Origin of the sequence: Deinococcus budaensis, assembly GCF_014201885.1 — a bacterium.
Classification (GTDB): domain Bacteria; phylum Deinococcota; class Deinococci; order Deinococcales; family Deinococcaceae; genus Deinococcus; species Deinococcus budaensis.
Genome location: NZ_JACHFN010000013.1, coordinates 70,744 through 95,220 on the forward strand (window position 1 = coordinate 70,744; position 24,477 = coordinate 95,220).

General features: G+C 67.8%; 16 protein-coding genes and 1 pseudogene. 13 read left to right on the forward strand and 4 right to left on the reverse strand.

The window, feature by feature from the left end:
• Positions 1-161 precede the first annotated feature (161 nt).
• The gene (locus HNQ09_RS14855; RefSeq protein ID WP_184030893.1) at positions 162-638 is read right to left on the reverse strand and encodes a CBS domain-containing protein; all 477 of its coding nucleotides are present in this window, start codon (positions 636-638) and stop codon (positions 162-164) included.
• 313 nt (positions 639-951) lie between these two features.
• On the opposite strand from HNQ09_RS14855, the gene HNQ09_RS14860 reads away from it, so the two are divergent.
• From HNQ09_RS14860 to HNQ09_RS14895, 8 genes are all read left to right on the forward strand, one after another.
• A complete protein-coding gene (locus tag HNQ09_RS14860) occupies positions 952-1,728 on the forward strand; it encodes a hypothetical protein (RefSeq protein ID WP_184030895.1) in 777 nt (258 codons plus the stop codon).
• Positions 1,729-1,738: 10 nt separating this feature from the next.
• Entirely contained in the window at positions 1,739-2,683 is a 945-nt protein-coding gene (locus HNQ09_RS14865) for a TRM11 family methyltransferase (RefSeq protein WP_184030898.1), read from the forward strand.
• Between the two features lie 5 nt (positions 2,684-2,688).
• On the forward strand, positions 2,689-3,234 hold the full coding sequence (locus tag HNQ09_RS14870) for a hypothetical protein (RefSeq protein WP_184030900.1): 546 nt from the start codon (positions 2,689-2,691) through the stop codon (positions 3,232-3,234).
• A gap of 108 nt (positions 3,235-3,342) precedes the next feature.
• Complete coding sequence (locus tag HNQ09_RS14875; RefSeq protein ID WP_184030902.1) at positions 3,343-4,680, forward strand: hypothetical protein; 1,338 nt, start codon at positions 3,343-3,345, stop codon at positions 4,678-4,680.
• Positions 4,680-6,527 (forward strand): AAA family ATPase, encoded by a 1,848-nt coding sequence (locus HNQ09_RS14880; protein WP_184030904.1) that lies wholly within the window; start codon positions 4,680-4,682, stop codon positions 6,525-6,527. Before HNQ09_RS14875 ends, HNQ09_RS14880 begins: the two co-directional genes overlap by 1 nt.
• Before the next feature lie 575 nt (positions 6,528-7,102).
• Positions 7,103-8,830, forward strand: coding sequence for a TerB N-terminal domain-containing protein (locus HNQ09_RS14885; RefSeq protein ID WP_184030906.1), 1,728 nt, complete (start codon positions 7,103-7,105; stop codon positions 8,828-8,830).
• Positions 8,827-10,182 (forward strand): ATP-binding protein, encoded by a 1,356-nt coding sequence (locus HNQ09_RS14890; RefSeq protein ID WP_184030908.1) that lies wholly within the window; start codon positions 8,827-8,829, stop codon positions 10,180-10,182. Before HNQ09_RS14885 ends, HNQ09_RS14890 begins: the two co-directional genes overlap by 4 nt.
• A gap of 10 nt (positions 10,183-10,192) precedes the next feature.
• Positions 10,193-12,379 (forward strand): DEAD/DEAH box helicase, encoded by a 2,187-nt coding sequence (locus HNQ09_RS14895; RefSeq protein ID WP_184030911.1) that lies wholly within the window; start codon positions 10,193-10,195, stop codon positions 12,377-12,379.
• An 86-nt stretch (positions 12,380-12,465) separates the two neighbouring features.
• On the opposite strand, the gene HNQ09_RS14900 is transcribed toward HNQ09_RS14895, so the two are convergent.
• Positions 12,466-12,603, reverse strand: a complete 138-nt coding sequence (locus HNQ09_RS14900; RefSeq protein WP_184030913.1) for a hypothetical protein — start codon at positions 12,601-12,603, stop codon at positions 12,466-12,468.
• A 73-nt stretch (positions 12,604-12,676) separates the two neighbouring features.
• Positions 12,677-13,081 (reverse strand): annotated as a pseudogene (locus tag HNQ09_RS19345) (metallophosphoesterase); the annotation flags it as partial.
• Positions 13,082-13,248: 167 nt separating this feature from the next.
• On the opposite strand from HNQ09_RS19345, the gene HNQ09_RS14905 reads away from it, so the two are divergent.
• Both HNQ09_RS14905 and HNQ09_RS19200 read left to right on the forward strand, forming a co-directional pair.
• Positions 13,249-14,496, forward strand: a complete 1,248-nt coding sequence (locus HNQ09_RS14905) for a metallophosphoesterase family protein (RefSeq protein ID WP_184030915.1) — start codon at positions 13,249-13,251, stop codon at positions 14,494-14,496.
• On the forward strand, positions 14,493-18,557 hold the full coding sequence (locus tag HNQ09_RS19200) for an AAA family ATPase (RefSeq protein ID WP_184030917.1): 4,065 nt from the start codon (positions 14,493-14,495) through the stop codon (positions 18,555-18,557). Before HNQ09_RS14905 ends, HNQ09_RS19200 begins: the two co-directional genes overlap by 4 nt.
• A gap of 130 nt (positions 18,558-18,687) precedes the next feature.
• On the opposite strand, the gene HNQ09_RS14915 is transcribed toward HNQ09_RS19200, so the two are convergent.
• A complete protein-coding gene (locus HNQ09_RS14915; RefSeq protein ID WP_184030919.1) occupies positions 18,688-21,369 on the reverse strand; it encodes a DEAD/DEAH box helicase in 2,682 nt (893 codons plus the stop codon).
• A gap of 392 nt (positions 21,370-21,761) precedes the next feature.
• Here HNQ09_RS14915 and HNQ09_RS14920 point away from each other — a divergent pair, with 392 nt between their 5' ends.
• The 3 genes from HNQ09_RS14920 (at position 21,762) to HNQ09_RS19360 (ending at position 23,892) form a co-directional block, all read left to right on the forward strand.
• The gene (locus tag HNQ09_RS14920; RefSeq protein ID WP_184030922.1) at positions 21,762-22,550 is read left to right on the forward strand and encodes a ParA family protein; all 789 of its coding nucleotides are present in this window, start codon (positions 21,762-21,764) and stop codon (positions 22,548-22,550) included.
• A gap of 65 nt (positions 22,551-22,615) precedes the next feature.
• Positions 22,616-23,518 carry a ParB/RepB/Spo0J family partition protein gene (locus tag HNQ09_RS14925; RefSeq protein WP_184030925.1) on the forward strand — a complete coding sequence of 301 codons (903 nt, stop codon included), beginning with the start codon at positions 22,616-22,618 and terminating at the stop codon, positions 23,516-23,518.
• 257 nt (positions 23,519-23,775) lie between these two features.
• Positions 23,776-23,892: a ParB N-terminal domain-containing protein gene (locus HNQ09_RS19360; protein WP_446682187.1), complete on the forward strand. Its 117-nt coding sequence runs from the start codon at positions 23,776-23,778 to the stop codon at positions 23,890-23,892.
• The last annotated feature ends 585 nt before the right edge of the window (positions 23,893-24,477 follow it).

Consider the following 24,477-nt stretch of genomic DNA (forward strand, 5'->3'; position numbering starts at 1 on the left):
CAATGTCCTGGCCCCGGAAGACTACCGCCAGAGCCGTGGTTATAGGGCAAGCGAGGTGCAGGTACACCGGATCGGCCTCGCCACCATTCTCTGGCAGGTCTGCCGGATTACCCAGCCAGACGCCAGTCCTGCCCACCAAGGCGCACGTTCTCGCCGTGTCCCTACTCCCCAGCCGCCTCGAACGCTCTGGGCAGGTCGTAGGCGGTGACGATCCCCAGCAGGTTCTCGGTGGCCCGGCCGTGTTGGGTGATCAGAACGGCGCTCAGCCGTTCCCCCCGCCGGGTGTGGTCGTCGAACGCCCCGATCATGCCCAGCAGCGACTCGCTTCTTGGGACGAAGGCGTACTTCTCGACGCTCTCCTTGTGTGGCAGCACCTCTCCAACCGGGACGGTCAGGTCGACCAGTTCATCACGCACGTTCGCGCCCAGCCAGCGCGAGACAGTGTCGGCCGTCAGCAGGTCCACGAAGACCCCGTTCCAGTACACCGGCAGCTGCGACAGGCTGTCCCGGGACATGACCGTGAGTGCGTCCCCGACGGGCGCGTCCGCCTCCGCGACGGTGACCTGGCGCCGGAAGACGCTATAGACGTCTTTGTCCTGCGTGAGGGTGCGCACGATGCCCTCGAGATGCCCGGCCACCTCCTCGTCGACCGCGGCCAGGTAGCAGCCACGGAAGCGCCGGTGTACCAGCAGGTTGCGCAGGTCGGCATAGCCCTTCAGGTCTTCCGCGTACGGCCGAACGGCCCGGTCGCTCCGCTCCGCGCGGGCCAGCAGGGTCCCGAACTCCTCGCGGCGTGCGCCGGTCCCGTGCCGGGTGGCGAGGTACCTCTCGACCTACGTGAACGCGTCGAGGAACCTCGCCGTGGCGTCCTTGTCCATGCCTCCACTGTAGAGGAGACTTTCCGTCCGACGGATAAACAGAGGGGGGGTACCTTACCGGTAGAGGTCACCGATGCCACTTCAACAGCAATTCCAGCCACAACTGACGGTCACCCGGGAAAGTCCAGAGGTGGTGCGCCTGGACCTGGCGCCTGCCGTGACCCCGCTCAGACCAGGGCGACTGAACCTGGCGGTCATCGCCGCGCACGACCGGCTGGCGCCGCTTCAAGAGGCAGCCCCTCACTCCCCGCATGGGGTCGCCCTGATCTCAACCTCGGGTCAACTGCACCGCGACCTGACCGGCCAGATGGAGGAGCACGTCCGCCGTCCGGTCGACCTGGTCCGCGCGGTGTCGCTGGCCAGCACCCTGCTCGCGGACGCAGCGCAGCGTGGCGCGGCGAGGATCCTGCTGATGTGGGATCACGCGCCGCCGTCACGGCTCGAACTCGAACTGCTCGTGTCCTCGCTGGCCCGGCAGAACATCGCCCTTGACGTGATCACCACGGCCGCCGCCGAGTCCACCTGGGCTACCCTGACATCCTGTGCTTTCGGCCGGGTCTCGGTTGGGCGGGCGCACCCGGTCGAGAGCTTCGGCGCCTACCTCGCCGACCGGCACGGTGTCGTCTTGGAGGGGGCGGAGGTCAAGGCCTACGGTCTGGTGGGGATTGGACCGCAGTGGCGCGCGGGTCAGACCACCCTGCCGCCTCTGCGGGAGGGCGAGGTCCACCGCCTGCACCTGAGGCGGAGCCCGCGTGCCCCCGCGCCTCCCCGCATCGAGGTGCGCTTCCTCGGCCTGGGCTATTCGGTGATGGTGCCGGTTCGCGGCACCCGCGCCGCCCGGGTAGCCTGAGGGCGCGGCGGTGGCACGCCCCTTCTGGCAGAGCTACCAGGCCTTCCTGGCCCAGGCCCGCCTGTGGACCGGAGAGAGCGGCGAGTGCGCGGTGGTGGACGCGGTCCGCAGGCGGTCGAGACGCGAACCGGACGCCTTCCACGCCTGGGTGAAGGGAAATGGGTGGGGCCAGGCCTACGTGGAGCGCCACCTGCTGTACGTGGTCGACCACCCTGAGGAGGTCCGGGAACTGCTGCGCCGGGGCTACCCGGCGCGCCGCATCCCGCTGCGCTCGCTGGATATGGCGTCCCTGGCCGCCGCACTGAACGAAACCGACTGGCGCACTGCTGTGGACCGGCTCTTCCAGAGGTCGCGCCGACCCCACTGGGCCAGCCAGAGGGTGTGGCTGTTCGAGAGCAGTCCCGAACTGCGCCAGCGGGAGGGGCTGGCCCCCTCGGTCGCCGAGGCGCTGATCGAGGTCGTTTGCCCCCTTGGAGGATTCGTGGTCGACCCCATGGCTGGCAGCGGGGAACTCGTCCGCGCGGCGCGCGCCACCGGGCGCCGCGCCTGGGGCGGCGACCTGCGGCCCTCGTGCCCCGACGTCGTGCAGGCCGACGTGGCGGACCTGCGACTGTATGTCCCGGAGTGGTCCTCCGACGCCCTGGTGCTGCACCCCCCGACCTTTGAAAGCTGGGCGAAGACGGCGCGCTCGCTCGAAGACGTGCCGAGGTCCGAACATTACGCCGCCTACCTCGACGCTATCGTCGAGTTTCTGCAGGCGTCCCGGACGGTCCTGAAGCCGGGAGGCGTGGTGGTGCTGATCGCCCGCCCGCCGCGGGACGGCCACGTGTTTCTGGCGCCGTTTGAGCTGGCGCTGGGCGAACAAGGCCTGATGCCGGGCGGCTACCGGCTCGCCGTGAGCCGGGACGGGACCGAGGACTGGCACTTTTTCATCGCGCAGAGCAGAGACGAGTGAGGGACATGACAACGCCAAGCAAGCTCGTCTACGGGGTCCTGAACGGAACGGTCTACACGGCGTCCGGACCCGCGCTGCTGCGCGCGATCGCCGCGAACGTCCTGATATCCGGCGAGCCGTTCACGATGGGGCAACTCAGAGACTGGTTCGGCCCCCGGATGGTTGAGAATCTCGTGCTCGAGACGGAAGACGACGAAAACCCGTCTGAAGGCGACGTTCCGCGCCCGATCGCCGACGACGCCATGCTCACGAACGACAACATCTCCGAGGAGCAGCTCGAGGATTACAGCTGGATTGAGCACGCCATGCGCGAGGAGTTGCCAGGCAGTGTGCTCGCGCTCGGCGCGCCGCCGTCCTACCGCAGTGGGCTTGGCCTGCGCGAGGACCAGCTGTCCGAAGTCGAGCGGCTCCTTCGGGAGGAGGGCTTCGACATCGTCCGGGACGACGCCCTGATCGCCCTGATCGAGGACTTCACCATCGGCGTCGACGGGCTCCTTGAAGCCAAGGCGGCCCTGACCGCTCACCCTCTCAGGTGCCCAGTCCACGACTGAGCACCCGGGACGGAGGGGCCTGTCCCGGCTCGCTCCCATCGCCCCGTCCAGCCGCCGCGCCGCATATCCGGCGGCAAAGGGCCCGGTTCATCCGCTAGGCTCACCGGGTTGCCGCTTGCCCCTCCACGACCCCTCCGCCCGACCTTCGTGGCGGAACATACCTGCGTCACCCTCCCGGTGCCCGGGCCGGGAGGGCTGCTGCTGGTCAATGGCCAGCTCGTTCCCCGGGCCGGGAACGTTCACACCACGCCGTTTATCGAGGCCTGGAGCGGCACGGAGGTGAGCGTCAATGTCCACGACTGGGTAGGCCGGTTGCACTTCACGAGTACAGACGGACAGGTGGACGAGGCCGTTCACGTGTTTCCCGCCAAGCTCGCGCCGGAACCGGAAACCGCCTTCGCAGCCCTGCGCCGGATGGTGGACCGCCTCCCCGACCTCACGGACCGGCTGAGCTATCCCACCGGGCTCGTCCCGGTCACCGGGGGGCTTCAGGGCCAGCCTCTCCAGCTCGCGGACGTGGAGCAGGTGGCGCTTGAGGCTTGGCGGCTGACCCGGGCCTGGCACCGGGCGCCGCGCTGGACCCAGGGCGCGCCGCGGCGCGTCGTGCGGGGCGGGGGCGTGCCAGACCGGGTGGACTGGCCCCTCACGCTGGACCACTGGGGCCGGGGGGGCTTCCCGGACCACGTGGCCCGCGACCTGCCGCACCTGACCCTGCCGGAGGGCCTTCGCCACCTCAGAGACCTCTGGGGAGCAGTGGCGGCGAGCGCCGATGGCCTCCGGGGCGGCGAGGCCCTGGCGGCGCGGGCACGGGCCGCCCTGGGGGGACTCCCGGAACTGGCCCGGACCGGCCCAGCCGAGCAGGGGCAGGGGCCCACTTCGCGGGCCGCGCGGGCACTGCTCGACCGGCTCGAACGGGTGCGCCGCCAGGCCACCGACCTGCCCCTCGGTCACGTCCGCATACCCGACCTGTACGAAGTGTGGGTCCAGGCCACCGTGCTGCACGCCCTGGGCGCCACGGACGGCACCTTCGAGCAAAGTAGCCAGGGTCTCTATGTCGGCACCTTCCGTGGACCGGGCGTAACCGTCACGCTCAACCCGCGCCTGGGTTTCCGCGGTGTGGGGCAGAGCCAGCAGCACCTGATGCCGGACCTGCTCGCGGTCTTTTCGACCGGGGACGCCCTGATTGCGGACGTGAAATACCGGCCCCTCGACCGGCTGCCCACCGAGCAGGCCCGCGAGGTCAACCGGCAATTGCTGGCCTATATGGGCCTCGCGCACGCGGCGACCGGGCTCGTTCTGTGGCCCGCACCGCTGAAGGAACCCTTCCGGGAAGAGCCCCTCCCGGGGGGGCGCGCCCGGCTGCTGCGCCTGCGCTGTCACCCCCTGGATCCTCCCGGCACCCTCGCAGCCGCCTTCCGCGCCCTGAACCTTCCTGGAGTCTCTTAATGCATTCGGTCAACGTCTTCGCACAACACAAGATTCTGTACGACACCCTCACCCGCCTGTCCGGGGACGAGCAGGCGGCCCTGGACCGCGCCATGCTGGGCGGCGGCTGGAGCAAGGACGTGAATGGGAACCTGCTCTCCGGCCTGCAGGCCCTCCCCCTTCCTCAGGGGGGGCAGACGACGGCCACGCTGGACCTGGCGTTCGACTGGCCGGATTCAGCGACCCGCACGCTCGCGATGGGTGTGGCGCACCCTCAGCTGCTGGTCAGCGAAGTGCACGGCGCGTCTCCCCGGGGCGACCTGTGGCTACATCAGCTGGGGCTCGCCAGTGACGTGGAGGGGCAGCCGCTCGTCATGTACGCCGGAGTCCCCCGCCCTCTGGTGACCGAGGTCCAGCGGCAACTGCGGGCGGCCATCCGCAGCGAAAGCCCGGTGGTGAGCGCGTACCGGCCCGTTCCCCTGGGCGAGACGGTCCGGGTGCTCGAAGCGCAGGTGGTGACCCGGCAGCGGGACAGGCGGGTGACCAAGGTCAAGACGCTCGATGTGTACGACCTGCACCTCGAACAGGCTGGCGGGATCTCCCGCTGTCAAGCGGCTCGGCGGGCGGGCCTGCGCGAGGACGGCGCGCCCCTCCCGGTGCTGGGAGGCAGCGGGATGAGGGCGCTCGTGCTGCACGCCTTGACCGGCGTCCCGGCAGCCCCCTTCGCGGTTGTGGACGGCCAGACTCCGCCCACGCCGCCCGCCTCCGCCGAGCAACTGCTGGGCCGCCTCACCACCACACCGCCTCCCCCGGTGTCCAAACCCAAGCCTCAGCCCGCTCCACCGCCCCGCCCGCGCACTCCAACTCCACCTTCCCGGCCGGAGGCCGCGCCGCGTGCGCCGGAACCGGAACCCGAGGCGGTGGCCCCGCCACCTCCGCCGCCGCCCCCAGCCGATCCCTGGCTCACCCTGCCGGAGCGCATGGCGGTCGAGCCGGGCATCGTCGAGGTGGCCCGCAAGACCCTGGAACGCCACCGGCCACTGCTGCTCACCGGGTCGCCGGGTGTGGGCAAGACGCTGCTCGCCACCCTGCTCGCCGAGGCGCTGTGCGGAGAGGGGAACTACACCCTGGTCACCGCCGACGCCCGCTGGACCAGCAGCGAGGTGCTCGGCGGCCTGCGGGTGGTGCCCGGCGACAGCCTGCGTTACGCGTTCATGCCGGGCGTCGTGACCCGCGCGGCCCAGCGTCACGCGCAGAGCATGCAGGCCACGGGACGCCCCCACGCCCTGATCGTTGACGAGTTCAACCGCGCCCACCAGGACGAGGCCTTCGGACGGCTGCTCACCCTGCTGGACGCCCGCTACCGAACCCAGCTCCCCCTGGTCGGCCCGGACGACGGCGCGCCCGAGGAGGTGTTCCTCCCCGCGGACTTCCTCCTGATCGGAACCCTCAACGATGCGGACACGGCCCGGCTACATGACCTCAGTGCTGCCCTGCAACGGCGCTTCACGACGGTCCACCTGGAGGTCCCCGCGTCCGAACGGACCCACCTCGAGCGGATGTATGCCGAGATCCCCCAGGTCACCTTTGACGCGCTGTACGGCGTGGTGGGGACCAGTGGGCCACAGGACCGGGCAGAGGGCCGGCTGCGCAGTCACGTGACGGTCGGGACGCACTTCATGAGCGAGGTGCTCGAGTACGTACGGGCAGGCATGACGCTCGATGCCTCGCTGTCCACGCTCGCCGCGAGCCACCTCAGCCACCTGACCCGGGTCGATCTTGAGCGGCTTGCCGAGCGCGCTGCAGAGCACCGGCTTCAGGGCCTGAGGGCGCAGCTGGAAAAGGCGGTAAGCGTTACGGCCTTCTGACTTATCTCTCCAAACCCCTGCTGGCCACAGCAATGGCTGTCTCTTGGCGGTCATCACACCGAGAGCCGCGACCGGCCCGATCCCGGGCTTTCCTGGGGCATGTCCAAGCCGCGGCCACCAAGGTCTACATTCATTCCGCCCAGGCACAGGAGAAGGCGGTCAACCGCGAATGGTGAGCGCAGCTGAGGCTCCCGCCCCCTCACAAGCCAGCAACGGGGTACGTGCCTCCCGAATCTGCAGCGTTGCTTGAGCCCCCCTGCACCTCCCCCTTGCCCGAAGAGCGGCCTCGGCGACGCATTTGCCACCGCCCGCAATTCCAAAGGCCCCTACAATAGGCGTCGTTCACGAGGAGGTCCATGGGACTGCGCGACTTGCTGCGAGCCATTTTCAACCCAAGGGGGACGGCTGCGGAGCCGCCCCCACCGCCTGCACCAGCTGCCCGTACCACAGGGCAACACAGGTCAGGGGCGGTGCCGGAACCGCAGTTCGCCAGTGTGGATCTCGAAGAACTAGGCCGGGCTGAAACGACCTCCGCAGTTCCCCCACGCCCCGTGGATTCCAGGCTGTCTTCGGCAGTGCCGCGCCGCCCAGCACCTCCCCACGGCAGACGGTGGCTCGCCCTGCAAAAGCGGCGGGCGACCAGGGGATCATTTCTGTTCGACGCCCGGCAATGGGTCAGCACGGCCCACAGCGCGGTTCCCCACGCGCCCCTGAAAGCGTACTGGACCACGTACGCCGATCTGAACACCGAGCAGCGCCAGTGGTACTTCTACTGGCGCACCCGCTTCCGCTCAGGCGAGGCCCTGCCCACCGACCTGAGCTACGTCTTCCTGCACACGTACGAGATCCTGCATGGGGTCGGCTTCGAGAACCCGGCTGTGGCCTTCGCACAGCTGGAGAGGCTGTGGCAGAGTTACCGGACGCAGCATCCCAGCCTCGACCGTTATCTGGTTGACTGGCTGAGTGACTTCGTCCACTACTACGAGCTGACCGGGGCAGACAGCGCAGGCTGGCTGGCGCGCGCCCCACGGTTCAGAACCTTCGCCTCCGGGGACGAAATCATCGAGGCCTGGCTGGCCTCGGAGGACCGCGCAGCCCTGACGGAGGGGGTCTTCCAGGCCCTGATCACCTACCGCCCCTCGGAAAACAAGTTCTACCGGGACAGTGCCGATCAGGCAGATCTGCAGGCCACGTTGCAGCGGGCTGTCCTGTTGACCGATGCCTACCACCACCAGGTCCACGGTGAGTCCGTCTTCACGGCCCTGGCGCCCCAGCAGGTTCGTGAGCACAGCCGCCAGGCCTTTTCGGGGGCGGTCTTCGAGGGTGAAGCGGTCGAAAGGGAGACGACACGGGTCCGGGCGTTCCGGGACGACGGCCGCCTGATCGCGCACCTGACCGTTGCCGTGCGGTATGCCGAGAACCTGGCCCGTCGCCGCGCCGGGTTTCGCAGCCTGCTGCGTGGCGTGGACATCGAACCGGAGCTGGCCGCCTACTTGGACGAACATCTCTATCCACGGGTTCGCCCGAGCATCCAGATTGATGCCGAGCGCCTGACGGCCCTTCAGCGGGACTCCAGTGAGATTCGGGAGCGGCTGATGGAGGACGTGCTTCTGGAAGACACCCGCCTTGAAGTGCCGCCCGCGACGGTCTCCCCTGTCCCGGAACCTGTGGAGGTGCGAACCTATCTCCTCCCGGAGGAAACCCCCGAGGGGCACCTCACGGACCTCGAAGCGGTGGCCGACATCCTGGACGCCCTGCTGGCCCCCGGGCGTGACCTCCTCGATCAGCTCCGCCAGCGGGCATGGGAAGCGCCCCCCAGCGCACTCAGGGTGCCCGGAGGCAGCTTTCTGAGCAGCCTGGTGGATCAGGTCAATGAAGCCGCCCAGGCGCGTCTGGGGGACGTACTGCTTGCCGAGGAGCATGGGGCACTGGTCGTCCTCGAGGATTACCGCGACGAGCTGGAATATCTGCTGGCGCTGACAGCTCAAGACCCCCGGGCCACAGCTCCTGCCAGCGGTCCATGGACAGACCTGGCGCGGCGGCTGACGCCGCTGCAGCTGGTCGTCCTCCAGCGGCTGGGGCACGCGCCGGTTCCCCTGCGGGACCTCGACGCCCTGGCCTTGCAGCACGGCACCATGGGCAGCGTGGTGCTCGAGGAGATGAATGCCGCCGCGCTGGACACCGTCGGTGACCTGTTGACCGACCCCTACCTCGACCCCATCACCCTGGAGGAAGCCCACCGTTTTGGCGTACTGCGTACCCTGAGCGCGGCGGGCCTGACCTCACCGGAGGCCAAGGCATGACCACCCAGTCCCCCCCTATTCCGAAGCGCGTGACTGCGGCGCTGTTTCAGGCCCTTGGCGCTGGCGTGGTGCCCAGCCTGGGTATCGAGCACATCGTGGTCGGCCGTAAACCCGAGATTGAGGCCCTGCTGGGAGATCTGGAGAACGTCCGGGAAGGCGGGGCCGGGTTCCGGATCATCGCAGGGCGGTACGGAGCGGGCAAATCGTTTCTCCTGCAACTGCTGCGCAGCTACGCGCTGAACCGCAACTTCGTGGTGGCCAGCGCCGACCTCAGTCCCGAGCGGCGCCTGACCGGCGCGCGGGGGCAAGGGCTGGCCACCTACCGCGAACTGACCCGCAATCTGTCGACCCGGGTGCGGCAGGAGGGCGGTGCCCTGAGCGCCGTACTGGAAAAATGGATCAGCACCCTGCAAGGCCAGGTGGTCGCGCAGGGAATGCAACCCGGCGATCCGGCGTTCGGCCCGGAGGTGGAACAGCGCATTCGTGAAGCGGTCAGCGACCTTGAGGGGATGGTGCATGGCTTTGACTTCGCGGCAGTTATCAGCGCGTACTGGCGGGGTCACCAGGCAGGCGACGACGCCCTGAAAAACGCCGCGCTGAAGTGGTTGCGCGGGGAGTACAGCACCAAAACCGAGGCCAGGGAAGCCCTGGGCGTACGGGTGATCATTGACGACGACGGCTGGTACGACTACGTCAAGCTGCTGGCACACTTCGTGCACGCGATCGGTTATGCGGGGCTGGTCGTGGTCATCGATGAGGCGGTCAACCTTTACAAGGTCACCCAGAGCGGCGCCCGGCACGCGAACTACGAGAAGCTGCTCACCATCCTCAACGACACCCTTCAGGGCCGGGCACAGCACCTGCAGGTGCTGGTCGGCGCGACCCCGCAGATGGTCGAGGACACCCGCCGGGGCCTGTATTCCTACGAAGCCCTCCGAACCCGGCTGGAAAGCAGCCGCTTTGCTGTGGGCGGCCTTCAGGACTACGCGGGGCCGATGCTGCGGCTCGAGACCCTCGCGCAGGAGGAAGTCTTCGCCCTGTTGCACCGCTTGCGGGAACTGCACGCCCTGCACCACGGCGCTGCGGTGACCGTGACCGATGACGAGCTGGTCGCCTTCATGGCGGAGGTGCTGGGCCGCCTCGGTGCCCCGGAGTTCCTGACGCCACGGGACGTCACGCGGGATTTCGTCAGTGTCCTGAACCTGCTGCGGCAGCATCGGCACTTGAGCTTCCTGGGCCTGGTGCAGTCGAGCGACTTCCAGCCCTCACGCACCGACGTCCTGGCCGAGGCCAGACGCGAGGAAGCGCCTCCTGCGCCCGACACCGCCGAATTCGCCGCATTCGAGCTGTAAGGCTGCCGCCGTGACTGCCGAGCCGTTTTCCCGCCTGGCGCCGTTTATCCAGGACCACATCTGGCGGCAGGGTTGGACGGAGATCCGGTCGGTGCAGGCCGCCGCCTGCGCGGCGATCCTCGACACCGATGACCACGTCCTGATCACCAGCGGCACCGCCAGCGGCAAGACCGAGGCGGCGCTGCTTCCCATCCTCACGCAGCTGCACGGTGATCCGCCCTCCAGCATCGGCGTGCTGTACATCGGTCCCCTCAAGGCCCTGATCAACGACCAGTTCTTCCGCCTGGAGGGCCTGCTCGCCGACTCGGGTCTCCCGGTGGAGGCCTGGCACGGGGACGTGAGCGCGGCGCGCAAGCGCCGTACCCTGCAGCGGGCGCGGGGCCTGCTACAGATCACACCCGAGTCACTGGAAGCCCTGCTGCTGCGCCGCGCCAACCTGCTCGCGCAGGTCTTCGGCGACCTGAGGTTCGTGGTGATCGATGAGGTGCACGCCTTCATGGCCGATGAGCGCGGGCGGCAGGTGCTGTGCCTGCTCGAGCGGCTGGAGCGGGTCATAAAGAGTCCCCCCCGCCGCGTCGGACTGTCTGCCACCCTGGGGGACGTGGGGCTGGCTGGCGCGTGGCTGAAGGCCGGTACCGGACGGGACGTCCAGGTCGTTCAGGACACGGGCGGGCGGCGGCGCTTGCAACTCGCGCTGGAGCATTTCAGCAGCCAGAAGGTGGAAGGGGACGAGTCGTCCCCACCGACAGAGGTGCCGGGGCTGTACGAGCACCTCTATGCGCATACCCTGGACCGCAAGAGCCTGATCTTTCGCAACACCCGGCAGGGCGTCGAGGACACGGTGGTGGCCCTGCGTGACCTTGCGCAGCGGGGCGGCACAGCTGACCTGTACCACGTGCACCACGGGAGCGTCGCCACTGCCTACCGGGAGGACGCCGAACGGGCCATGAAAGAGGAGGGCGTGCCCGCCTGCACGGTCGCCACCGTGACCCTGGAACTGGGCATCGACCTGGGGCAACTCGAACGGGTCTTGCAGGTCGATCCCCCGCCCAGTGTGTCGAGCTTCGTGCAGCGGCTCGGCCGCACAGGACGGCGGGGCGAACCTGGGGAGATGATCCTGTACACGCTGGGCCGCGAGGATCCTGACGCTCCGCCCCACCGCCGCCTGCCCTGGTCCCTCTTGCAGACGGTCGCCATGGTGCAGCTGTACCTTGAGGAGCGCTGGGTCGAACCTGCCCGGCAGCCGCGGCTGCCCTTCAGCCTGCTGGTGCACCAGACCCTGGCCGCCCTCGAGCAGTACGGCGAACAGCACCCACGGGAACTGGCGGCCAGGGTACTGACCCTCACACCTTTCCAGCAGGTGGCGCACGAGCAGTACCGCGCCCTGCTGCATCACCTGCTGGGGACCGAACTCATCCAGCGCACCGACGAGGGCGGTCTCATCGTCGGCCTCAGCGGGGAGAGGCTGGTCGCCGACTGGCGCTTCTACGCCGTCTTCCCGGAGGTGCCGGAGTACCCCGTCTTCCACGGCACCAGCCAGATCGGGACGCTCAGCAGTCTGCCGGAGGTGGGGCAGGTGATCTCGCTGACTGGCCGGGCCTGGCGGGTCACCGAACGGGACGAGACCCGGCGCGAGGTGTTCGTGCAGCGGGCCAGGGGCAGAAACACCAGCGCCTGGCTGGGGGGCGGCGGGGAGGTTCATGACCGTGTGGTGCAGAAGATGCGGGAGGTGCTCGTGGGAGAGACCCATTATCCCTATCTTCAGCCTGCCGCGCAGCGGCGCCTCGCCGAGGCCCGGCACCTGGCCCAGACCTCAGGGCTGCTGACGGGGCCACTGCACCCGCTCAGCGAACGGCAACTGCTCTACCTGCCCTGGCGGGGCACCCGGGTTCACCGCAGCATCGGTACCCTGCTGGCCGAGGTACAGACACGTTTCACCGTGGACCACAACGACACGCCCTTCTCCCTGGTGCTGAACGGCACCGAAGCGGAGGTCAGAGCCTACCTGTCCACGGGGCTGCCTGACCCCGGAAGCCTCCGCACACAGCTGCGTCAAACGCTGCTCGCCTCTTCCACCCCCCTCGGTGATCAGAAGTTCGACCGTTTCGTCCCCAGACCGCTGTTGGTCGAAGCTCATCTCGGGGATGACCTGGACCTGGTCCAGGCGCTGGAGGATCTCCGCAACCTGGCTCCTTAGAACTGTGGGGAGATGATTGCAGTCGCAGCAAGGGCCGCCGGAACCGCCCCAGCACCGACGCAGGGCAACAGGCCCGGCACGAGGGGTCACCTCGCTCCGAGTTCGGTGACCTGTGGAAGCCGGTTCGCCTGATAGCTCACGTCGCAGAGGGCGGCGTTGATGAAGAGGGTCCGTTCCTGTTGCACGCGGCCGTGGCCCTCGTGGATGTGCCCGAAAACATGCATTCGGGGAGCGAGGCGGTCCACGGCCCTGGCCAGGTGGCGGCAGCCCACGGACTGTCCGGTCGCCGCGGGGCGGGCCGTGGGTCAGCAGCACGTCCACGCCCTCCGGAATGAGCGGCCACTGGTGTTCCAGGTGGTCTTCTGCACCACCAGAGGCCCACCCCTCAAAGGCGGGAGTCAGTAGACCGCCCCAGAAGCGCAGACCCCCGAGTTCTACCCCACTGCCTTGCAGGTACGTGACCGACTCCGGCATCAGCGCCCGGGCGACGACCGGGACCCGCTCGAAAGCAAAGTTATGGTTGCCCGCGACGAGCAGGCGGCGCCGGAACGACCCCACGGTGGCGAACCAGGCCAGGAAGCGGCTCCCCTCCTCCAGCCGCCCGCGCGCACTGAAGTCCCCGGTATGAACCAGGACATCTCCGGTGGGCAAACCCACCTGTTCGTGCAGACTGTGGTGATCCGAGAAGCACACCAGCCGCATGGTCCAACCTCCCGCCCAGCAGGATGACGCATCGTCAAACGAGCACCCTGACAGAGGAGTCTTTTCACGCGGTGCCGCGGGCAGATTCGTCCCCCGACATCGCCTCCCCGTGCTACACCCAATGCCGTGATCCTCCGCTTGCCTGTGTGCTCCGACGTGGTCGCGTCATGACCACCTTCTCCTTTGCCCATATCGCCGACCTGCACCTCGACACTCCGTTCTCCGGGCTGGCCAGCCTCAACGACGACCTCGCGGCGCGCCTGAAAAACGCGTCCCTGGACGCCTGGGACCGCGTGGTCCAGGGCTGCCTGGACCACGGCGTCGATTTCGTGGTCATCGCGGGCGACGTCTATGACTCGGATACCGCCAGTGTCCGGGCGCAGCTGCGCTTCAAGCGGGGACTGGCACGCCTCAGCGATGCGGGCATTCCGGTGATGGTCGTGCACGGCAACCACGACCCCAACGGCGGGCGCTACTCGGCCATCGAGCGCTGGCCGGAGCAGGTGACTGTCTTCGGGACGCGCGAGGTCACGCATGTGGAGATCCGCCGGGGGGGCGACCTGCTGGCGGTGGTCAGCGGCATCAGTTTTCCGGAGCGCCACGTGCAGGAGAACTTGGCCCGGCGTTTCGCGCGCTCGGAGCATTCGGCCTACCATGTGGCCGTCCTGCACACCAACGTGGACGGGGACACCGCCCACGGGGTCTACGCGCCGTGCACGCTGCAGGACCTGGTCGACAGCCGTTACGACTACTGGGCGCTGGGCCACATCCATGCCCGGCGTGTGCTCAGGGACCATGCTCCTGCCGTCGTCTACCCGGGGAACACGCAGGCCCGGCACCCGAACGAGACGGGCCCCAAGGGATTTGCGCTGGTGCAGGTCAGAGACGGCACCGCCCAGGTGAACTGGGTGGAGACGGACAGCTGGCGCTTTGGCGTCGTGGGCTGCGACATCACGGAGCTGACCTCCCTGGACCAGGTCGAAGAGCAGGTGTCGGCGGCCGCCGCCCGCCTGGCGAGCGAGCGTCCGATGGTGCTGCGCGCTCAGCTCACCGGCGGCGGCGTGCTGCACCGTGACCTTCACCGGGCCGGCACCGTCACCTCCCTGTTGGACGCGCTGCGTGACCGGGCGTCCACGGACCTGTGGTGGGATGACGTCCAGGTGCAGACACGTCCCGCCTTCGACCGTCAGCAGCGCTTGCAGGGGGAGGATTTCATCGCGGACCTGCTGAACCAGGCTGAACGGGCGGACGCCCACGCCGCGGTCGGCGAACTGGTCGAGACGCTGCGTGGGCACCCGGCCCTGGGTGGGCTGGCCGATGAGCTGGGCCTGGACGCCCTGCTGGCCGATGCCCCGGCTCTTCTGAGGGAGGCCGAGGTCCTGGCCCTGGGCCTGCTGGAAGGGGAAACAAGATGATCCGCCTGACACGCGTGCAGGTCGAGACCTACCGTGGTCTGAAGGACCTGGACCTGACCTTTGATGCTCCGGGGGGAGGGTCCATCACCGTCCTGCTCGGCCCCAACGAAGCGGGCAAATCCACCCTGCTCGACTTCACCCGGGAAGTGCTGTTTGGAAACGGGGCCGTTCGGGGCAGCGTGACCCTCGAGGCGTCCGGGCGCCGCTACCGGGTTACGGCCTTGGGCCGACGGGTCCGGCAGGTGACCGACCTCACGACGGGTGAGGTGTGTCCTCCAGCCACGGCCCGTGAACTCCTGGGGGCCATTGACGAGCAGGTCTTTCGCAATGTCTTCGCCTTCGGGCTGTCCGAGTTGCAGACCCTCTCGAGCCTGACCGCTCAGGGCATCCAGGAGCGCATCTTCTCGGCGGGTGTGGCCGGGGCAGGCCCCTCGGCCCGCGCGGCGCTGGGGCAGCTGGACCGGGAGGCTTCGGAGTATCTGCGTCCGAGGGCCCTGTCACGCCTGACCGGTGGGGCGGATGCCTACGCAAAGCTGCGCACGCTGGTGCGGGCCACCCAGCAGGACGCCGCAGAGTACGCTCCCAAGGTCGCGGAGCTGGCCAGGATCAGGCAGAGCACCCACGACGAGACGGAGGCGCTGGCCCAACTCACCACGCGGCAGGCGAATCTGGAACACCTGCAACGCCTGTGGCCCCAGTGGGTCGCCCGGCTCGAGGCCGAGGCGCGCCTGAACGAACTGGACGATGTGCCAGCAGGCGTTGAGGCCACGCAGGAGGCCGTGCGGACGCTGGCGCAGGATGTCCGCGAGTTGGAGGGGCAGCTCGCGGCCCTGGAGGGAGAACTCGCGGCCTTGCCTGAGGCGCGCCCGGAGCTGGTGGCGGCTGGCCTGGCGCTGGACACCCTGCTGGCAGAACTGGCCGCGCACCGGGAACGGGAGCGCCACGCCGAGGCCCTGGAGGCGGCGCAGCACAGGACGGCTGCGGCCCTCAATGAACAACGCGTCCAGCTGCCCGAGGGGGTCCAGAGCGCGTCCCTGGGCGCGGCCGACGTCACCCAGCTGCTTCCCCTGGTCGAGGAACACGACCGCGCCCTCTCCTCCGCGCTGGCCCGCCAGGAGACCCTGCTGCGCGAAGTGGAAGCGGCCACCCGTGAGATGACCCTGCGTCAGGCCGAACTGGAGGCCCTGCCCGCCCCGGGCGCGCTGGAGGCCGCACCGGTCACGGCAGACGAGCGCGCCGCACGGGAAGAGGTTCAGGAGGCGCACGACCGTCTGGCGGAGGCAGAGCGGGAACACCAGGCCCTCGCCCCGGACTCTGCCCTGCTGCCGCATCTGCCGACCCTGCAGCAGGCCGTCGATCAGGCGCCCATCACGGTCCTGGCCGCCCTGGCCCCTCAACGCAGTGCCCTGGAGCAGCAGCGGGAGGTGCTGCGTCAGAAACTGGCAGAACTCGGACCAGACTGGGACGAGGCGCGCCTGGCTGCGCTCAGCCCCACAGCGGAGCATGCCTGGCGTGAGAAGGGGCAGGGACATGCCCGCGCCTGGGCCGACACCCAACGGGGGGAAGAGGAAGCCCAGCGCGCTTTGCAGGCCAGGAATGCCGCGTGCCACGAGGCGGAATTGCGGCTGTCCAGCCTGCCTTCCGGGCCTTCCGCCAGCGACCTGGCCACCCAGGTACAGGGCCTGCGGGAGCAACTCACGCTCGCCCATGCCGTTCGGGCCCGGCTCCAGGTCGCCGCCGTGCCGGACGCAGTTCCCCTCTCGCCTCCACCCTGGAAGCTGTGGCTGAGCCTGGCCCTGACCGCGCTGCTCACAGTCGCCGCTTTCATGGCGCATCCCGCTCTGGCACTGATGACGCTCGTAGCCGGGCTGGCCCTCAGCCTGCTCCAGAAGCCAGCCACTCCTGCGGCAGCGCCCACTCCACCCACCGCCCCCACGGCAGACGTCACGGCGGACCTCACGCGGCTGCAGCTGCCTGCCAAGGCTGGCCTCGGTGAGGTCGCCGCCCTGGAGAGCCGCCTGACCCTGCAACTGGGGGATCTGGAACGGCAACGAACCGACGCGAACCAGCGGGACGACGCTGCGCGCGCGCTGCACACCGCCCGTACCCTGGAACAGGAGGCGCAGGCGGCCCTGGACGGGGCGCGTCAGGCCAGCCGGGAGGCGCAGGCGCACTTCGCCACCTGGGCTGCGGAGCACCGGTTGCCATTGACGCGCCCGGCCGACCTGGACGCTTTCCTGCTGCGGCTGGCCTCGGCCCGTGACGTGGCCACGCAGGTGGAGGCCACCCAGGCTGAGGCGCTAGCCCTCGAACGTCAGCAGGCCGCCTTTGTGTGGGCGGCGCAGCAGACCCTGGGCGCGATCGGGCGAACCACCACAGCAGAGGCGGCTCTCGGCGATCTGCGCCGCGCCCTGACCGACGCCCTGGAAACCAGCCGACTCGCGCAGCGCCAGGAGGACGCAGCGCGGCTGGTGGTCAGCCGGACGGAAGAACGGCGGCGCGCGCACGCCCGCCTCACGCAACTGCGCCAGGTCCAGGCCCACCGTCATGCGGAGGCTGCCCAGCGGGTGGGCGAGCAGGAGAAGGGACTTTCGGCCCTGTCGGCCCAGCACAGCGAAGCGAGTCAGGGGCTGGAGGAAGCGCGCCGGGACTGGGAAGCACTGCTCGAAGGCCGCGGCCTGCCCCCGTCCAGTCCGGCCACGGCACGCGTGATGCTGGAACAATTGCGCCGCGTAGCGGACATGGCCCAGACCCTGCAGGAGCAAGAGCTGGAACTGAGCCAGCTGCGGCAGCAGGTGACCACGTACGTCCAGCAGGTCCGCCAGACCCTGACGCCCCTGGGGGGCGGCACAGATATGGCGGCGCTGCAGCAGTCCGTCGCCTTGGCCCGTGAGGCGGCGGGGCAGGCAGGACAGCGCAGGGCGCTGGAGGTCCAGCTCGCAGGGGTCAGGGAAAAGTGGAACCGCGCGGCTGCGGCGCTCTCCGAGACTCTGTCGGCGAGTGGCGCACCGGACGTGGCCACGCTGAACCACTGGGTCGCGGTGAACCAGGAGCGGGCTGACCTGCAGGACGTCATTCGTCAGGCCGACCGCGAGGTCCACCTCATCGCCGGTCAGGAGGAAGCCCGCTTTCGCAGAGAGCTAGACGCGGCGCAGCCGGGGGCCTGGGGCGAGGAACGGGAACGGCTGACCGCTGACCGCGAGCGACTGCAGAAGACCTTGCAAGAAGCCCACGGTCAGGCGGCGCAGCTGCAACTTGAGCTTCGCCACCTCGACGAGTCCGAACACACCGTGATGATTCAGCTTCGCCTGGAAGCGCAGCGCCAGCAGCTGCGCCTCGACGCCCGGGCCTGGATCGTTCGCCGTCTGGCCACGGTGCTGCTTGAAACGACCCTCAAGGAGTACGAGCGTACCAAGGGACCGGAAGTGCTCCGGCACGCGTCGGAGGTCTTCGGGCAGATCACCGGTGGGCGCTATGTGGCCGTTCGTCAACTGGACGGCAACGCCACGTTCCGGGCCATCTCCGACCGCGACGACGTCATCGACGTCGAGCAGCTCAGCCGCGGGACTCAGGAACAGCTGTACCTCGCCATCCGGCTCGGTCTGGCCCGCACCCTGGGGCAGCGCACTGCTCGCCTGCCCCTGATGATGGACGACGTTCTGGTGAATGCCGATCCGGGCCGCGCCCGGGCTGTGGCGGCGGCCCTCGCGGAAGTGGCCCGGGACCACCAGATTCTGTACCTCACCTGTCACCCGGCCAATGCTCAGATCTTGCAGGAGACCCAGGACAACGTCCGGATCATCGAACTGCCGCGGCTGGGCCGCCACGCCACTTCACCGGCCGGTGGCGAGGACCAGACCGTCCTGGGGGCAGCAGATCCCGGACTGGATGTGCGGGAATACATGGCCGCGCATCAGGAGCCGGTGCTGATGGCAGATCTGCGGTCCGCTCTCCCCCATCTGTCCGACGAGGACATCCGGCGTCAACTCACGCTGCTTGAGCGCAACCAGAGTCTGATCAAGACCGGGCAACGGAAGGGCACGCGCTACGCCCTGGCCTGACCTCCCACGGTCACCATTCAGGCCCACAGACCTTACAGACCAAGTCAGCGCGCCAGAGGTTTTACACCCTGGCGCGTTCTGGAGTCATCGCCCGTGACCGACCCCGGCCTGACGAAACGGATATCCGCGGTTACCCGGCCGCTCCTTCCACGGTATCCGGAATCAATTCACCCTGTTCGAGGTCATACCATCCCATCTCGCTAATTCCCGGAATGAACTGGACACCTTCCACAGCAACGACCGTCAGGTGCGTCTCCCAGCTGTTGTCCGTGGCCAGCCGGCCCTTGTACTGCAGGCCAGCGCGCGGGCTGTAGTACACCTGCTGAATCGACATCTCGCGGTTGGCGTGCAGCAGGCAGATGCCCTTGGACCCTTCCAGGATGACGCGTACCCGGTCCTCAGGCTGCGGCTCCTGGGACGCGTGGCTCAACCAGGTGAGGGGAGTGGCCCGGACGCTGACCTCCTGCTGAAGGTGACGCAGGAGGGCCAGCGTCTCCAGGACGGCGGCCCGGTCGTCGCAGTCTCCCAGGTTCATGGCATTTTCCGCGAGGGCACAGGCATGCCCGAAGACGGCCTCCAGAACGCCCGGGGACAACAGTTTGGAGGAAAGCCGGAGGCTGCCGTAGGTCTGGTCATAGATGACGATCATCGCGTCACCCTTGGTGAGACCCGGCCGTTCCACACGCAACTTATCGGTCGTGACCCCAATATCGCGACTCTCGAAGGGCACGGCCATCCGGAATCCTTCCAGGAGATACTCCGCCGCCTTGCTGCGGGGCACGTCTCCCTGGAGAGCCGGGTGATGGAGGACCACGCCCGTGCTGTAGAAGTTCCGGGCGAAGCGGTTGTGCTGAAAGTAGATCCCCGTCTCATGCGCGTCGAGTGGGTACGAGCAGTTGAAGGTGTTGGGTCCGCGACGTTCGGCAAAGCCGATCACCGTCTCGCTGATCATGACGTTGCAGTCGATGGCCGTGAAGCTCCCGCGCCCCTCGGCCTGGTGAATGCTGTCGAGGTCGAGGTTGGGAAAGGCGAGCGTGGGCAGGCAAACGGGCTGCGTGGAGAAGCGGCGCTCAGGTCGGGCCTGGATGGTACGGGACAGGGGATTGACGCGGGTGACCCGGTACGCCCGGGTCGCATAGAGATAGACGGCTCCGGGATACGCTTCCCGCATCACCTGACCGTAGGAGAGCGTTCCCAGCTCCAGAGGGCCGTTGCCCTGCCGCACCTCGACCTTGTAGCTGGTCTCCACATCACGCAGTGGGAAGGCGTGGTTGGGGTTTTCCCCAGCCTGTGCCCGGAGGGGTTGGAGGGCGGCGGGAAGCGTCCCGGTCCGCTCCTGTTCAATCACCTCCAGGAAGCCCGCGGGCCACTGGACAGGGCTCACGAAGTCAGTGTCCGTGTCCCGGTTCAGCGCCGTGAGGAGAGCGTCGTGTTCCCCGCCTCGCCGGGCCAGGCACAGCGCATGGATACACTGGATGTTCGCGTTTTCCAGATACAGGGTGCTGGCCGCCAGCGGACGGTCCAGCAGCCGCTGCGGCTCCTCGAACATCACCCCGTCACTGGGACTTCCGCTGTGAAGGATCAGCACCCGACCCGGTTTGCGCCGCCCCACCCGGCCGATGCGCTGATGCAGGGAGGTGGTCGACAGGGGCACCCCCAGAAGCACCACCGCATCGAGATGGGGGATGTCCATGCCGAGTTCCAGGGCGCTGGTCGAGATGACGCCGTCAAGTTGACCGCGCTCGAGCCGGGTTTGAATCTCCGTCCGGTCACGTGCCTCGTAGCCACTGCGGTAGGGAAGAACGCTGAGATGGGCCAGGGGCGACTGGTCCAGTGGATTCCCCTCCTCACCCGTCTCCTCGTCCTCCTGCTCCGGCTTGCGGGCCATGATGCTGGCCAGGTTCTCGGTCTGTTTGCGTGAGTCGCTGAAACAGAGGAACTTCTCGCCACGCTCGGCCAGGTGGTGCAGCAGGTGTGACGTCCCTGTCAGCAGATCACGGGCCTCATCGGTCTGCGAAAGGAAATGCAGGCTCACCGGCTGACGCGGCGACCCGTCCCGGTCAGGGCCGATGATGGTGAAGTCATGCCCGGTCAGGAGCCGCAGGTGTTCGGCAGGGTCGGCGATGGTGGCCGAGGCACAGACGTACTGCAGACGTTTGCGGGTCAGCATCTTGGAGGCGTGCTCGAAGCGGCGCAGCAGATAGGCAGCGTTACTCCCGAAGACCCCGGTGAAGGTGTGGACCTCGTCCGCGATGATCAGCCGTGTGTCCCGAATGAAGCGGCGCACCGCCTTGCGTCCGAGGTTGCTCAGCAGCCAGGCGTGCATGACATCAGGCGTCATGATCACGACCCGGCAGGTCATCAGCAACTGCTCCCGCTGAGAGGTGGGTACCTGACCGTCAATGCGTCCCACCGGAGCATGAATGCCCGCCGCCGCCAGCGCCGTACGCCAGCGGCTCTCCTGCTCGGCTCCCAGTGCCTTTTGCGGGTACAGCACGAGGACGCGGGTCTCCTCCAGGGCACTCAGGGCCTCCATCGCCGCCAGATGGAAACACAGGGTCTTCCCGCTGGCGGTCCCGGTAGTCACGGCAAAATGCTTGAAAGCGACGGCACAGCGAGCGGCGTCTGCCTGATGCTGGTAGATGCCTCCCGGATGGGTCACCCGCAGATACTGCTGGACCTCAGTGCCACACGGAACGTCACTCAACGGCACCAGGCGGGCCGGTCGACTGGGCAGGTGGATGACGTGCTCTTCACGCCACTGGGCGATCCCAGGGCTGGGAAGGCGGGAGTCGGCAGGCAAGGTGGTCATGGGGAACTCCTTGGAGGCAACAGCTTGAACGGTGGGGAGCGGACGCAGGCGCCTGGTAACCCAGGGCCTAGCAGCGGACTTGATCGGAAGATAGATCTGAGGTCCGTCACAGGTTGACAACTTTGCGGAGGTCACACCACGTCAACCCATGACGTCAGGAAAGAGCGGGACAACGCTCTCCACCTCTGAAGTCATTCCCCCTGCCGACACGGCATGCGGATTCATGTCATCAGCACACGGCCTCCGGAGCGCTTCAGACAGCCGAGCCGGACAGCCAACGGGTACTTATCAGACTCAGGCTGCTGCTCTGAACAGGCAGGCGAGCCGAAACGTCTGGATGCAGGCTCAGGCCGCACATAACGTTATGTGCAACTCCGCTAAGCTGGCCTGACATGACGACCTACACGTTCTTCAATCATGCGGGCGGCGTCGGCAAAACGTCTGCCACGCGTGATTTCGGGTATGAACTTGCCTCTCGCGGCCACCGGGTTCTGCTGGTGGACTTCGATCCCCAGGGCAACCTGACTTCCTTCCTCGGTGCGGACAAGTGGAAGCTCAGTCCCGAATCGACCCTCCTCGCCGCCCTGCTGGAAGACGATCCCAGCGCGGTGATCAGCCGCCTCCCGGAGACGATAGAGATTCACGGCCTGGACCTCTATCCCGCCACCATCGATCTCGCCATCGCCGAGGCGCAGTTGCTGGCCAAGATGGGCCGGGAGCGGCGGCTGAGCAATATCCTTTCCCAGTTGCCCCGTTCCTACGACTATGTCCTGGTGGATTCTCCGCCCAGCCTGGGGACCCTGACGGTCAATGCGCTTGTGGCTGCCGACGCCCTGATCACGCCGGTGGCCACCCGTTTCAAGGCCATTGACGGCCTGCCCGGTCTCACCCGGATGGTCAGCGAGTTGCGGTGGGTCAAACCCAGCCTGGGCTTCGCCGCATTCCTCCCCACCATGTATGACCAGCGCAACCGGCACGACACGGAGGTTCTCGAGACGATCCGGGAACAACTTGAGTCACTGGCACCCGTGCTGCCTGCGGTCCGCTACCGTGCAGCCGACCACAACGATGCCAGCATGAATGGGCAGCCCATCCAGATCTACAAACCCGGTAGTGAGGCGGCGAGGGACATGGCGCAGGCCGTCTCTACCTTTCTCGCTCTGAAGGGGGGTACCCAGTGAGCGCCAGAAAGGAGCGGCCAAAGCTTCAGATAGGTCCGCTAGACGCAGGAGGCCCGGGTGGGCTGATGGCGGGGTTCACCGGTGACAGCGTCGCGCATACGCAGACCGCGCTTCCTGTCGACGTCATCAGACCCCGTCCACATCAACCACGTCGGTCCTTTTCGACGGACACCCTAGAACGGTTGGCGGACAGCGTCCGGACACACGGTATCCTCCAGCCCCTGTCGGTCCACAGGACCGAGGACGGGCACTACGACCTGATTTCAGGTGAGCGGCGCCTCCGGGCCGCCCGTACGGCAGGCCTGACCGAGGTGCCCGTGAAAGTCTTCTCCGGCCTCACTGAGCGCCAGCTTCAACAACTGGCGGCGGTGGAGAATTTACAGAGAGAGGATCTCAACCCCGTCGACGAGGTCGACGCGGTGATGGACATCCTGTCGGCCGAACTCGGGCTTCCCCGCGAGCAGTTGACTCCTCTGCTGGAACGGTGGAAATCCCTGAAAATGCGCGATCCGGCGTTGGCCCGGGCCAACGAGGAGGAGCGGGCGGCCATCGACCGGATGGAAGCCCTCTTTCGAGGTCTCTCGCGGGGGGAATGGACCTCATTCGTGGCCAACCGCCTTCCGGTGCTCAGGCTTCCCCCCACGCTGCTCGACGCTGTTCGTGACGGCAGGCTGGAGTACACCAAGGCCATCGCCCTGCGGCGTGCCCCGGAAGCGCTGCGAGACACCCTGATGGCCTCTGCTGGAGAGCTGTCGGTCCAGCAGATTCGCCAGCGCGTCCGGAATGAGGGAGTGAGCGGGCGTGAGTCAGAGGACCTTGGGCAGGCCCTGAGGGAATTCCGGCGGACGGTAAAAGCGGAGCGTGTTGCCGCGTTGTCCACCGAGGACCAGACGAAACTGACCCGCCTGCTTAACCAGGCCATGGCCCTGCTCCCGCCAGAAACCGCGGGAAGTGGGAGAAAGCGTTAGGAGTGGCTAGGCCTGGCGATCTCAAGGCCGCCGCCGGACCCTTCTCAACTAGCGACACCCTTGCCGGAAGACATGCTTCACTCAGCACCCTCTGCTGCCAGTCGAAGTGGTGCGCTGTAGCGACACCTTTGCGGGAAAAACCGGGGATTCAGTGTGTGGGACGCGTCTGCAGGACGCCCCTGTAGTTTTTTACAGGAGCCCGCGATGGCGAAGAGGTCTGAAACCCCGAGTCTCCAGGACGAGCTGAACGTTGCCCGGTGCCGGGGCAACCCCATCGGGAGTTTGACCCACTAAAACTTGAGCAGTTCACAGCCAGTGTGCGGGAACGCGGCGTCTTGCAGCCGATTCTGGTGCGTCCAGTGGTCGGGCGGTAGGAGATTGTTCCCGGTGAACGGCGTTGGCGCGCGGCCATGCCTGCGGAGCTGCTGGAAGTGCTTGTTCTGGTGCGCGACAAGACGGTGGACGGGGCGCGGCCACTCGGCTTGTGGTCAGCGTCCCGGCTGAGCATCAGCCCCAGCTGCTGAGATTGGCCCAGGGGCCTTCCGTGAGAAATTGCGGCAGCGTATGCAGCAGCGTGCGACATTCTTTCACGCATCCTGTGACTCCAGCAGATGTTCATCCCACTGAGGCACGCGGTAGACCCGGGCAGAATTCAAACTCACGCGCCCGGTATGCTCCCGGCTCACCGGAATCACCGACGACACACCTGAGCGATCGCCGACGACACACCTGAGCGATTGGGCAAATTCCCGACGACACACCTGAGCGATTGGCTTGGTCGTCCCGACGACACACCTGAGCGATTTGAGGCCCGGGCAACGACACACCTGAGCGATTGCCGACGACACACCTGAGCGATTGCCGACGACACACCTGAGCGATTTGAGGCCCGGGCAACGACACACCTGAGCGATTGCCGACGACACACCTGAGCGATTGCCGACGACACACCTGAGCGA